14 protein-coding genes are annotated in these 12,116 nt (G+C 66.9%); 7 read left to right on the plus strand and 7 right to left on the minus strand.

The genetic code is table 11. The annotated features are described in order from the left end of the window. Positions 1-92 precede the first annotated feature (92 nt). Entirely contained in the window at positions 93-740 is a 648-nt protein-coding gene (locus J2X98_RS05565) for a cyclodeaminase/cyclohydrolase family protein (RefSeq protein ID WP_307305264.1), read from the minus strand. Between the two features lie 168 nt (positions 741-908). On the opposite strand from J2X98_RS05565, the gene J2X98_RS05570 reads away from it, so the two are divergent. Together J2X98_RS05570 and J2X98_RS05575 are read left to right on the plus strand one after the other, a co-directional pair. Beyond that, entirely contained in the window at positions 909-1,706 is a 798-nt protein-coding gene (locus J2X98_RS05570; RefSeq protein WP_307305265.1) for an alpha/beta hydrolase family protein, read from the plus strand. 15 nt (positions 1,707-1,721) lie between these two features. Then, entirely contained in the window at positions 1,722-2,690 is a 969-nt protein-coding gene (locus J2X98_RS05575; RefSeq protein ID WP_307305472.1) for a carbohydrate kinase family protein, read from the plus strand. 132 nt (positions 2,691-2,822) lie between these two features. Here the strand turns inward: J2X98_RS05575 and J2X98_RS05580 are convergent, their stop codons facing one another. Beyond that, a complete protein-coding gene (locus J2X98_RS05580; RefSeq protein WP_307305268.1) occupies positions 2,823-4,001 on the minus strand; it encodes an ABC transporter substrate-binding protein in 1,179 nt (392 codons plus the stop codon). A gap of 287 nt (positions 4,002-4,288) precedes the next feature. On the opposite strand from J2X98_RS05580, the gene J2X98_RS05585 reads away from it, so the two are divergent. Continuing rightward, positions 4,289-4,435, plus strand: a complete 147-nt coding sequence (locus tag J2X98_RS05585; protein ID WP_307305270.1) for a lmo0937 family membrane protein — start codon at positions 4,289-4,291, stop codon at positions 4,433-4,435. Positions 4,436-4,517: 82 nt separating this feature from the next. Here the strand turns inward: J2X98_RS05585 and J2X98_RS05590 are convergent, their stop codons facing one another. Further along, positions 4,518-5,816: a Y-family DNA polymerase gene (locus J2X98_RS05590; protein WP_444964466.1), complete on the minus strand. Its 1,299-nt coding sequence runs from the start codon at positions 5,814-5,816 to the stop codon at positions 4,518-4,520. Between the two features lie 26 nt (positions 5,817-5,842). After that, entirely contained in the window at positions 5,843-6,274 is a 432-nt protein-coding gene (locus J2X98_RS05595; RefSeq protein WP_307305273.1) for a LexA family protein, read from the minus strand. 117 nt (positions 6,275-6,391) lie between these two features. Between J2X98_RS05595 and J2X98_RS05600 the strand changes: the two genes are divergently transcribed. From J2X98_RS05600 to J2X98_RS05610, 3 genes are all read left to right on the plus strand, one after another. Further along, on the plus strand, positions 6,392-7,210 hold the full coding sequence (locus J2X98_RS05600; RefSeq protein ID WP_307305275.1) for an HAD family hydrolase: 819 nt from the start codon (positions 6,392-6,394) through the stop codon (positions 7,208-7,210). 118 nt (positions 7,211-7,328) lie between these two features. Further along, positions 7,329-7,592, plus strand: coding sequence for a hypothetical protein (locus tag J2X98_RS05605; RefSeq protein WP_141944586.1), 264 nt, complete (start codon positions 7,329-7,331; stop codon positions 7,590-7,592). 40 nt (positions 7,593-7,632) lie between these two features. Beyond that, positions 7,633-8,445, plus strand: a complete 813-nt coding sequence (locus J2X98_RS05610; protein ID WP_307305278.1) for a glycerophosphodiester phosphodiesterase — start codon at positions 7,633-7,635, stop codon at positions 8,443-8,445. Here J2X98_RS05610 and J2X98_RS05615 read toward each other — a convergent pair. After that, the gene (locus tag J2X98_RS05615; RefSeq protein ID WP_307305281.1) at positions 8,442-8,879 is read right to left on the minus strand and encodes a hypothetical protein; all 438 of its coding nucleotides are present in this window, start codon (positions 8,877-8,879) and stop codon (positions 8,442-8,444) included. The two genes, J2X98_RS05610 and J2X98_RS05615, sit on opposite strands and share 4 nt — an antisense overlap. 137 nt (positions 8,880-9,016) lie before the next feature. Between J2X98_RS05615 and J2X98_RS05620 the strand changes: the two genes are divergently transcribed. Then, positions 9,017-9,253 carry a DUF6480 family protein gene (locus tag J2X98_RS05620; protein WP_141944578.1) on the plus strand — a complete coding sequence of 79 codons (237 nt, stop codon included), beginning with the start codon at positions 9,017-9,019 and terminating at the stop codon, positions 9,251-9,253. 68 nt (positions 9,254-9,321) lie between these two features. Here J2X98_RS05620 and J2X98_RS05625 read toward each other — a convergent pair whose 3' ends face one another. Further along, the gene (locus J2X98_RS05625; protein ID WP_307305285.1) at positions 9,322-10,383 is read right to left on the minus strand and encodes an EAL domain-containing protein; all 1,062 of its coding nucleotides are present in this window, start codon (positions 10,381-10,383) and stop codon (positions 9,322-9,324) included. A gap of 171 nt (positions 10,384-10,554) precedes the next feature. Next, a complete protein-coding gene (locus J2X98_RS05630; protein WP_141944575.1) occupies positions 10,555-12,105 on the minus strand; it encodes a putative bifunctional diguanylate cyclase/phosphodiesterase in 1,551 nt (516 codons plus the stop codon). Positions 12,106-12,116 lie beyond the last annotated feature (11 nt).

Raw genomic sequence — 12,116 nt, forward strand, 5'->3', positions numbered from 1 at the left:
CGTGGGTGTCAACCCTTGGTGGGGGAGAAGTGGCCGCGGGCATGAAAGAGCCCGGCGCCGTGACGGCACCGGGCTCTACCTTCGGGTCTTTATCAGCCGGCCTCCGTCGGGGCGGCGCGGTCATCGATGGCGGCGGTCAGTTCGTCGATGCGGTCCATGGCGCCGCCCAGTTTTTCGACGGCGGCCCAGAGCTCCGGCTGTTGTGTCCGGACCTGGTCCAGGGTGGCGCCGGCGGACCGGAGCGATCCCAGGTCGAAGCTGACGTTGGTGCGTGCGCCCGCCACGGCAGCGCGGAGGGCGCCGAACGCTACGACAATGTCGGCCACCAGCGCGCGGTTGCCGTTGGTGGCCAGCCAGGCGAGGTCGTCAATGGCCCCGATGGCCCGGTCGCCCAGGACCGCTGATGAGGCGGCGGCCTCCAGCGATGCACGCCGGATGGCCTCGTCGCGCCCGTCGCCGGGCTCCAGCCGGAAAGCTGCACCAAACGCCTTGGAGGCGGAGGCGTCCTCATCAGCCAGGTGCAGGGCCTCCCGGCGCAACTGCTGCGCCCGCGCGCGGATCTTTGCCGGCTCGCCGCCGTCGTCCCCGCTGTAGCCGGCCACCATGGACGTGAGGGACGCCGCCACGGCCAGCATGACCCCCGTCCCCGCTCCGCCGCCCGGTGAACCTGTGGACTCTGCCAGTGCCCGCGTCCATTCCTCGACCGTTGACCCCTGGGTGGTTACTTCAGCCTTATCCATGGGGAAACCGTGCCCACCAGCGAGGGGGCCTAAACGCACGGTCATGTCACGCCCCGCGCAGACTGGCACAGTTATCACGGCGGGACCCCGAAAACCCGGGGCTCCCGCAGTCGTAGACCGTCCAGAAGTGGGCCAGCCTAACCCCCGCCGCCCCTGTAGTCTCTGCACATGGTGCAGCGGCATAGGTATCAGTACGGTCCGGACCCCAGCCAGTGGGGCGAACTGTTCCTGCCGGAGCTGCCTGCCGGCGGGAAACACAAGGGCGTGGTGGTGGTGATTCACGGCGGTTACTGGCGCTCCAGGTACGGAGCCGAACTGGGTGAACCGCTGGCCAGGGACTTGGCGGAACACGGCATGGCGGCGTGGAACCTTGAGTACCGGCGCGCGGGCAACGGCGGGGGTTGGCCCGGGACGTTCCAGGATGTTCTGGCCGGGATCGACCGGCTCGCCGGGCTCGCAGAACCGCACGCACTGGATCTAGGCAAAGTAGTGGCACTGGGCCATTCGGCCGGCGGCCACCTGGCGGTGTGGGCCGCTGGCCGGGACCGGCTGGCCGGGCTGGGGCCGGCGGAGGGTGGCCTGCTGCAAAGCCGTGGCGACGGTGTCCGCCTCACCGGCGTGGTGAGCCAGTCCGGTGTGCTGAACCTGGCCGAAGCTGAACGGCTGAACCTCAGTGACGGCGCCGTGAGCAACCTGCTGGGCGGCCCGTCGTCGGAATTTGCCGGGCGCCACCGCATGGCTGATCCCATGGCCGCGCTCCCACTGGACGTACCCGTCCTCGCCGTCCACGCGAGGGAGGATGTGGACGTGCCGCTGAGCATGTCCACCACGTACGTGGACGCGAGCCGTTCCGGACCCATGCCGGCGGAGCTGGTCATGGTGCGGGGCGACCACTTCTCCCTGATCGATGTGGGCGCCGAGGCCTATCTGACGTGCCGGGAGCGGGCGCGGCGCCTGCTCGGCTGACACGAACTGCTGACGCTGCCCTCTTTCTGGCAGAGTATGACCATGCTCACAGTGATCGGCGAAGGCCTTGTTGACGTTGTCCAGCGTGCTTCTGGAATCCAGGCCCACGTGGGCGGCAGTCCGCTCAACGTTGCGGTGGGGCTGGCCCGGCTGGACCACCCGGTGCAGTTCGTTGGGCGCTACGGCCGGGACGCCTACGGTGACTCCGTAGCCGCCCACCTGCGCTCCAGTTCAGTTATGCTGCCGCTGCCCCCGGATGAGTTGCCCACCAGCGTGGCCACGGCATTGATTGACGACGACGGCGCGGCCACCTATACGTTCGACCTCGCCTGGGAGCTCCCGGGCCTGGCGGACCGCCTTGGCTTCATGCTGCAGGGCACCACGCTGCTCCACACCGGGTCCATTGCCACGATGCTGGAGCCCGGCGCGGCCGAGGTGCTGGCCGCCGTCGAACATGCCCACCCCTCCGCCACCATCAGCTTTGATCCCAACTGCCGGCCCAGCATCATCACGGACGTGGATTATGCCCGGCAGCAGGCGGAGAAATTCGTGGTGCTCTCCGATGTGGTTAAGGCATCCGACGAGGACCTCGCCTGGCTGTATCCCGGGCAGGACGTGCTGGATTCGGCACGCAAGTGGCTCGCGCTCGGTGGGGAGGAGGGGCCGGCAATGGTGGTGGTCACCCGTGGCGCAGAGGGCCCTTGGGGTGTGTGCCGGGCCGGCGAAGCTTCCGTGCCTGCGCCCAAAGTTGACGTCGCAGACACCGTGGGGGCGGGCGATTCGTTCATGGCGGCGTTGCTGTCCGGCCTGGTGGACCGGGAGCTGGACGGTGCCCAGAACCGGCAGGACCTGCGGGAACTGCCGGTTGAAGGGCTGGCCGAACTGCTGGAGCACGCCGCCCGGGCTGCCGCCGTGACCGTGTCCCGGCCCGGCGCCAACCCCCCAACCCGGACCGAGCTGCATGAGGCTGCGAAGGAGGCCTAAGCCTTCATCGATTGCTCCGTACCTGCCGTTTTGCGGACCCAAAAGGACAACTACGGGGCCCCGCCGGCGAGGGCCCCGGCCTGAGCTTGCGAAGGTTGGGAGCCTGGGGGGAGCAATCGACGGGTGTAGGGGCTATTCCTTGCCGAGCCCGGCGGCGGATGTCTTCCCGTTCGAGACGCTGTTGAGGGCCCGCAGGTCGAAAATGCCCTTGATATCGGCCTGCTTGGTGGTGCCGGCGGTCACGCCGTCGGCCAGGAGTTTCTTGTAGGTTCCGGCGAGCGGGTCCACGGTGAACACGATGTTCTTCAGGGAGCGGTCAATGACGTCCGGTTTCAGCTCCGCGCCGGCGGCCTCCTTGAGGGCTGTGTTGATCACGGTGGCCTTCTCGGAGCCTGATGCCTTGTCCAGCCACTCGACCGCCTTCACGTGCCCCTTCAGCAATGCCTTGACGGTGTCCGGGTGGTCGGCGGCGAACTTCTGGTTCACGATCAGGACGGTGGTGGGGAACTCGCCCGGTTTGCCGGACAGCGAGCCGTCCCACAGGTCCTTCTCATCCACCAGCACCTTCGCGCCGGCGTTCAACACCAGGCGGGACGCCCAGGGCTCGGGCAGCCACGCGCCGTCGAGCTTTCCATCCTGAAACAGCTTCAGGGTCTGCGCGTTCTCGGTGGGGTTGACGGCAACGTCGCCGCTGCCGTCCACGTTCGTCTTGTACCCCTGCGAGGATAGCCACGCGCGGAGGGCAACGTCCTGGGTGCCGCCCAGCTGCGGCGAGGCAAGGGTCTTGCCCTTTAAGTCCGCGGCCGAGGTGATCTCCGGTTTGACCACCAACTGCGCGCCGCCCGCCGCAGCGCCGGCGATGATGTCGATGGATTGGCCCTGGCTCTTCACGAACGAGTTGATGGCCGGGTTGGGGCCGATGTAGGTGGCATCGATGGCCCCGGCATTCAGCGCTTCGATGGCGGCCGGACCGGCATTGAAGACCTGGGTGCTGAGCTTGGTGCTGCCGAGCTCGCCGGCGATGAAGCCCTTGCTGACGCCCACCAGGGCCGGAGCATGCGTGACGTTGCCGAAGTAGCCGAGCTTCAGCTCGGCGGCAGGAGTACCGGGCTGGGCGGCGTCCTGGCCTGCTGCAGGTGTCCCGCTGTTCACGGCGGAGGCGACGGCGGCGCCCCCGCCAATGAGGGCGAGGACGGCTGCCGCAATGCCAATTTTCAGGCCGGCCGAGCGCTTGGGCTTGCCGGACCCGCCGGCGACGATGCGGGTGGAGCTTTGCTGGTTCTGGGAAGTCTTGTCCTGCGGGTTTGCCATGGGGAATCCTTTGCTGGGGCGGATGCTGAGTTGAGGTTACGGAGCGTCCAGCGGCCCCACAATCGCCGGTGTCGCAGGGGTTCACGGGGCGACGCGAAGGCTCAACGTGGCGTAGGAGGGCGTCAAAATTCGTCGCGGGGCGTCTTGAATCGGGGCTGCTACGGCGCCGGAATCAGTGGCGCACGTGGTCAGGTACTCTTCCTGATTCGCTTGGGGTGATTTATCTGCCGCTTTGGTGGGTACGTGCCCGACATGGGGATTTTGAAAAACTAGTCAAGGAGACTCTCATGTTGCTTTGGATCGCCATTATCATCGCTGTTCTCTGGCTTCTCGGACTGCTGGCAAACATCGGCGGCGGCCTCATTCACATTCTTTTGGTCGTCGCAGTAATCGTCCTGATCTTCCACTTCGTCACAGCCCGGCGACGCGTTTAGGCAGGAAGCGTCAAGACGCGACGGTTCAGGCAGTAACGAGGTCCCGCCGCTGGCAGTGCGCCGGCGGCGGGACCTGCTGTTTTCAGGCCGCCTTGACCAGGGGGAGTTCGTCCCAGTGCGTGGTGTAGCGGGGCGAGCGCATCCCACGTTTCATGGTCCAGTCCAGGCCGGACCTGATACCGGCGTGCCCCAGGCCGATGGAGCCGCGGCCAAACCGCCTGCTCGCGTCGTCGAGCAGGGGGCCGATGCCGCGTGCCTCGTGCCGGTTTTCGAACGGCGCCAGGGGCGGCTGGTTTCCTGAAGGCCGCAGGTCGGTGAGCATGAGGCCCGCCTTGGCGTACTTGAGTCCATCCCGCATTTTGGGCAGCAGCGCGTGCGCCGCCTTGGTGAGCAGCAGTGGATCCGCCGTGGGCATGGGCAGCGGAACACACACCGACGGGTAGGCCTGTTCATGATTCCGGAAGGGCGACGTGGCCGCGAAGGCCGTCAGCACTTTCGCCTGCAGCCCGTGTTTGGCCAGCCGGGCGCTCGCCTGCTGTGCGTAGATGCTTAACACCTCGCGCAGGCCGGCAGAGGTGGTCACGGGAGTGGCGAAGGAGCGGGAAAAGATCAGTTGGTCGCGCCCGATCCGCTCCTCCTCCATGGGGATGCAGGGTGTGCCGCGCAGTTCCAGGACGGTTCGCATCAGCACCACGGAGAACCTGTCCCTGATCATGACAGGATCCGCGTGGACCAGGTCCAGGACGGTGAAGATCCCCAACACGTTCAGACGCTTGCTGAGCCGGCCGGCGATGCCCCAGACCTCATCGACGGGCAGCCGGCCCATCAACCCCTCCCGCACCTCGGCCGGGACCGATTCCCACACGCAGACGCCGCCAAAAGCGGGATTGTTCTTGGCCCACTGGTTGCAGAGTTTGGCAAGGGTCTTGGTGGGGGCGATGCCCACGCAAACAGGCACCCCCACATGCCGGCGCACGGATTCTTTGATCCTGCCGCCCAGGGCCAGCAACTGCCCGGTGTCTCCTTTGACGCCCAGGAACGCCTCATCAATGCTGTACACCTCCAGCCAGGCCGAATACCTGCCCAGCAGTTCCATGACACGGGCGCTGATGTCCCCGTAAAGCTCGTAGTTGCTGGATTTTGCCACCAGCCCCCATTCTTCGGCGCGCGGCGCAAGCTTGAACCAGGGCTCGCCGGTGGCAATGCCCAGTGCCTTCGCCTCCGGGGAGCGCGTCACGGCGCAGCCGTCATTGTTGGACAGCACCACCAGCGGACGCCCCTCCAGTGAGGGGTCGAACGCCCGCTCCGCGGAGGCGTAGAAACAGTTGACGTCCACGTGCGCAATCTGCGGCATCTGCCGCATCGGGGCCGGCCTAGCCATGCCGCTGCTCCCGAGGACCCCGTACCTCAGACATGGTGCAGGCACCTGGTGGCCACGCCCCAGACGGTCAGCTCGGACAGCGCGGGCACGTGGATGTCCGGATACTTGGGATTCTCTGCCTGCAGCACCACACCGCTGCCGGTGATGCGGAGGCGTTTGACGGTTAGTTCACCGTCCAGTACCGCGATCACCACGGATCCGTCCCTGGGTTCGAGCGCCCGGTTCACGATCAGTTCGTCGCCGTCGCTGATGCCGGCGCCCTCCATGGAGTCGCCAGTCACCCGCACCACGAAGGTGCTGGTGATGTCCTTGATCAAGTGTGCGTTCAGGTCGATCCGGCCGTCGAAGTAGTCCTGGGCCGGGGACGGAAAGCCTGCCGCCACCGGCACGGCCGAGATGAGCACCGAAAACAAGGAGGCACCCGCCTCTATCACGCGGGGACCGATAATAACGCCCACAACACACCCTTATTCGAAAATACGTTCGATAGTTCAGTGTAGCCCCGGAGACTGACAACGGGCAGTCTTCCGCGAACTGCCACCATGGGGGCGCCCGCGCCCCCGTAGACTTGCAGGATGCGGCTGGTTGCAAGCGATATCGACGGAACAATCCTTGGGCACGACGGAAAGATCAGCCCCCGCACCATCCGCGCCTTCCACGCCTGCCGGGATGCCGGCGTCGAACTTGTTTTCGTCACGGGACGGCCGCCGCGATGGCTGCACCCGCTGGAAGAGCAGCTGGGCCACACGGGGCGGGTGATTTGCTCCAACGGAGCTGTGGTCTGGGACCTCGAGGCCAACCGCCTGGTCTCTGCCCGCACCCTGCCCACCGACACCGTCATGGAAGCCCGCCGCATCATCAAGGCGCTCCGGCCGGCCACGCTGTTCGCCGCCGAAACGCTGACCGGCTTCCACCTGGAACCGGGCTTCATCGAAAACGAGTCCAGCGAGCTTCTTGCCGAATTCACCCCGGCGCCGCTGGCGGACACGCTCACGGACAACGACTCCGTGGTGAAGTTCCTCGCCATTGTCCGGGAGGGAACGCCGGACGACTTCCTCGCCGAGGTGGCTCCCGCCGTCGGGCACCTGGCCGCTGCCACCCACTCCTCGCCCGGCGTCGCCATGCTGGAACTGTCGCTGCCCGGGGTGAACAAGGCAGTCACGCTCGCCGAATATGCGTCCGGGCTGGGCATCGATGCCGCCGACGTGGTGGCCTTCGGGGACATGCCCAACGATATCGAAATGCTCCGCTGGGCGGGCCACGGCTACGCGATGGCCAGCGGACACCCGGAGGCCATCAGGGCGGCGGGTCAGCGGGCGCCGCATTTTGACGACGACGGCGTGGCCCAGGTTCTGGAGGCCAGGCTCGCTTCCCTGGGCGTCCAGTTCTCCTGACCCCGCGCCTGGTGCCCGTTGCCAACTTCACAGCCTGCGCTCACCTGGCGTTTACCTTCCCGCCGTAGCGTGAAGCGTGCAGGGCCGGCAGCCTCCCGCCGGCTCGAAGGGGGTAATAATGGCAAGGAATGCATGGCAACACGCGGCCAATGCGCCGCTGGGCACGGCAACGCCCGCCCCGCACTGGAAGCAGCTGCGGCAGGGTGACCGCGTCCGGGTCCTGTTTTCGCCCGGGTTTGAAGCAGGTGGCGTGGTGGACACCGTTACGCCGGACCACACCGCTGTGTGGGTCCACCTCGACGGCGGCCGCGGCCGGACCATGCTGCACTGCAGCGACGGCGTCGACATCGTGGCCTGCCGCGAGACCGCATGCCGGGACTGACGGCGGGGTCCGGGCCCGCGCGGCGGAGTACGCTCGCAGTGTGACCCTGCCCTTTTTCCAGCACCCCGACGACGCCGGGCGGCAGCTTCCCATCGCCATGGCCCACCGCGGGTTCTCTGCCGAGGGGCTCGAAAACTCGATGGCCGCGTTCCGGGCCGGCGTGGACCTGGGATTCCGTTACCTCGAAACGGACGTGCACACCACGGCCGACGGCGTGCTGCTGCTTTTCCACGACGAGAGCCTGGACCGGGTGACGGACGGCAGCGGCCGGGTGGCGGAGCTGCCGCACACGGAGGTGGCCAAGGCCCGGATCGGCGGCCAGGAGCCCATTCCCACGTTTGACGAACTGGTCACGGGGCTGCCAGAGGCCCGGCTGAACCTTGACGTCAAGGACTGGGGGTCGGTGCGCAGCACGGCGGCCGCCATTGAGCGGCACCAGGTGCACCACCGTGTTCTGGTGACCAGTTTCTCGGACCGGCGGCGACGGGCGGTGCTGAAGCTGCTCAGCCGCCCTGTTGCCTCCTCTGCGGGAGTGGGTTCAAACGCGCTCTTCACCCTGCTGGGCCCGGCGCTTCCCCGCCCGGTGTTCCGCCGCCTGATGCGGCGGGTGCTGCGGGATGTTCATGCGCTGCAGGTTCCCGTCCGCTATGGGCGGCTCCCCGTTGTTACCCGGGGCTTCCTCCGCCGGGCCCACGACCTGGGCCTGGTGGTGCACGTGTGGACCATCAACGAGGAGGACGAGATGCACCGGCTCCTGGAGCTGGGCGTGGACGGCATCGTCACGGACCGGGCGGACCTGCTCCGCGACGTGCTGCTTGCCCGGGGCCAGTGGCCCCACGGGCCGGAGGGCTAACCCCGGCCCGTGCTGGTGGACGGATCCGCGTCTCCTTCGGTGGGGTCTGCCCGCAACTCGTCAGGATTGCTGTCGGGAAGTCCTGCCGGTCCAGCCGCTGTTCTCCCGCGGCCGGTGGGCGCCGACGCGTCGCCGGCCAGTCCGCCGTCGTCCGTCCTGTCGTTGTGCGCGCTGTCATTGTCGGTCTCGTCGACGTCCCCGCCCAGCGGGCTGGTGGACAACGGCGCGGGGGCGGCGCCGGCCTTGAGGCCCGGGGCCTTCTGCTTCTCCGCCTCCATCGCGTTCGAACCTTCGCTGAGCGACGAGTGGACCTCCACGTCGTCATTGGGGTCCGCCGGATCAGGCACGTCCATCTTCTCGGTCGGCTTGGACGTCCCGGCCAGGTCCTCCATGGCGTTTTCCGCTGCCTTGCCGATGCTGTCGCCGATTCCCATGTGACTGCTCCTTCCGACATCGCATGCCGGCGCGCCCCAGCGGCGTCCCGGCCCTACTCCTCCAGAATTATCAGCATGCTTACAATTAGTCCAGTGCTGGGGAATCCAACCACAGCCGGAGAGGAAGGAAGAGCAACATGGGCACTTACCATCCCGAAAACGACCCCGCCAACCCGGACCGTCCCGGGAAGGACAATGTGGGCGCGGCGCAGCCGCACCTGGCCGAACAGCGAAGCCGCGAGGCGGGCGGCTCACCCAACCCCGACCCCGCGGAAGGCAATGTCACCGGTCTGGAGCCGGGCGGGGGAGTGCCTCCCGGCGAGACCCCGCCGGCCGAGGACCAGATGAGCAGGGACCAGGGACACTCCGAATAGCCCTTACAGGCCAGGGCGGGGGCCGCGCGCTTGCCGCACGCCGTTCCCGCCCTGCCGTGCGCTGATTCCTAGGAAGTCTTCTTGCCCCGGCCGGTCCGTGACCTGCCCGGGCCCGCCAACTGACGCTCCAGGCCATCAAGGTCAAGGCGCGTGTTCCAGGCCGCCCAGTCCTCCGGGCGCACTGAGGGCCTGCCCAGCAGGAAGCCCTGGCCGGCGCTGATGCCCAGCTCAGTCAGGGTCTTCAGCTCGCCCACCGTCTCAATGCCCTCGGCCACCAGGGTGATGCCGATCTGGTCGGTGAAGTCCACCAGGCAGGCGGCCAGGTCACGCTGGAGTCCGTCCTTGTCTACGTCGCCGATGACGTTGCGCCCCACCTTGAGGAAGTCCGGGCGCAGGTGGAGCATGCGGCTGAGTGCACCGGCCCCGGTGTGGGTATCGTCAACAGCGATCCGCAGCCCCTGCTCCCGCAGCGGATTGATGGCGGAAATAAACTGCAGGTACTCCTCTTCCGGAATGTCCTCGGTCAATTCCAGGACCACCCGGTCAACGGACAGGTCAATGTGCTCGAACAGTTCCGGAAGCCGCGGATCCGTGCAGGACGTAGGGGAAATGTTGAGTGAGACATATAGGTTTTCCGGCAGGCCGCGGGCAGCAGCTGCCGCGGATCCGAGGGCAGAAAATTCAAGGTTTGCCCCGAGGCCCACGGCCGCGGCCTCGGCAAACCAAAGTTCAGCGGTGGCGCCGTCGTCGCTGACGAAGCGTGAGAGGGCTTCCACGCCGACCACCGTTTTTCCCTCCAGCCCGTAAATGGGTTGGAATGCTGTCATCAGCATCTGGTTTTCGAGCAGGGCACTGATCCGCGACATACTGCGGATCGCGTCCACCTGTTCGGCGAATTGGGGCGGCAGTGCGGGCGGCGTAAGGCGGATGTCGCGTGCCGGTTCCAACGAATCCGCCGTATTCGCCTCGCTGCGCCGGGTCTCCAGGAGATATTCCAGCAGGGCGCGTTCAGGCACGCCCGGATTCTCGTCGAGGCTGTTGCTCAACCGCTGCCGCACGGCGGCTCCCGCAGGATCCGTATCCGCCAGGACAGCGGCGATAATTCCCCATGCCTGTACCCGAACCGACATTAGCGACGCCCCCAGTTGACGAAGTAATGACCCCATGGCCCAATAATGTTCAAATTTCCAAACGCCTTATAAAAGTACGGTGCTGCCAGAACTGAATTCCGCGGCGGCGAAAAACCCTGACACCGCACGCTGATCGTATAACGGCGGCTCCAAAAGCGCAGTAGTTTTGCGTTACTGGTCAGCGCTTTCCTGCTGGTCAGCAAGCAGTTCCGGGATCTGGTCCGGCGGAACGGGGCGGCTGAAGTAGTAGCCCTGCGCGCTGCGGCAGCCAAGGTCCCGCAGGATTTCCGCCTGTTCCGCCGTTTCAACGCCCTCCCAAACGGCTTCCAGGCCGCATGCCCGCACCAGTTGCAGCACCGCAGCCACCAGGGCCGGCTGGCTGGGATCGCTTTCCAGGCCGGTGATCAGCGACCTGTCCACCTTGACCCGGTCAACGGGCAGCCGGCGAAGGTAGCTGATGGAGGAGTAACCGGTGCCGAAGTCGTCAATCTCGATGCCCACGCCCAGGCCGCGGAGGCCGCCCAGGGAATAGCGGTCGAGTTCGTTGCCTTTGACGATGGCCACTTCCGTCAGCTCCAGGACAACCTGCTGGGGCCGCACGCCGTTTTCCTGCAGGGTGTTCCGCACGTCCTCGATGAACTGCAGGCTCTGCAGGTCCGTGGCGGAGATGTTGACGCGGACGGAAAAGCTGCTGTCCACCAGCGACGCGTCGATCCAGGACCGCAGCTGCTTCACGGCCGTCCTGAGCACCCACAGCCCGAGTTCGGAGATCAGTCCCGCCTCTTCGGCCAGGGGAATGAACTCGTCGGGCATGATGAAGCCGCGGGTGGGGTGGTCCCAGCGGACCAAGGCCTCGACGCCTTCGATCCGTCCGGTCTCCAGCTCCACCACCGGCTGGTAGTGCAGGCTCAGCGCATCATTCCTGATGGCGGCCCGCAGGTCATCGACCAGTTGGCTGCGGAGCCGCCGCATCAGCAGCAGCGCCGGCTCGAACCGGTGCAGCTTGTTCTGTCCTTCCGCCTTGGAGGCATACATGGCGACGTCGGCCTCCATCAGCATGTCCTCAGGGCTTTGGCCGTCGCTTCCCACGCTCAGTCCGATGCTGGCGCCGCAGCGGACGCTGCGGCCCGGCAGCTCGATGGGATCGTTGAGGGACGCAAGGATACGGTGCGCCACGATGGCAGCCTGGTCCGCCGACGCTGACGGCATGACGATGGCGAATTCGTCGCCGCCCAGGCGGGCCACGACGTCGGACACCCGCACCGCTGTCCGCAGCCTTTCGCCTACGGTCACCAGCACCTGGTCGCCGGCGGTGTGGCCCAGGCTGTCGTTGATGGACTTGAACGCATCCAGGTCCATGAGCAGGATTGCCGGGCCGTCCTGCCCCGGTTCCCCGTCCGCTCCGGAGCGGGACCCGAGGGCAGTGCGGAGGGCCTCGATCAACGCGGACCGGTTGGCGAGCCCCGTCAGCGGGTCCTGCATGGCCATCTTCTGCATCTCGAGGTGCGCCTCGTGCAGGAGTTGGGTCCGCACCTGGACCCGCTGCTCGAGTTCCTCGTAGATGACCTGCAAGTCCTCGGCCAGCAGGTTGGTGCCCATGATGATCGCATCCAGTTCATCCCGGGCAGGGGAAACCTCAATGCGGGAGTTGAGGTCGCCGGAGGCAAGCCGGACTATGCCTTCCAGCAGCTGGGACAGCCGGGGGTCGTCGTTGGCAAACACCGCCACTCCTC

This window comes from Pseudarthrobacter enclensis, from assembly GCF_030811655.1.
Taxonomy (GTDB): Bacteria; Actinomycetota; Actinomycetes; order Actinomycetales; family Micrococcaceae; genus Arthrobacter; species Arthrobacter enclensis_A.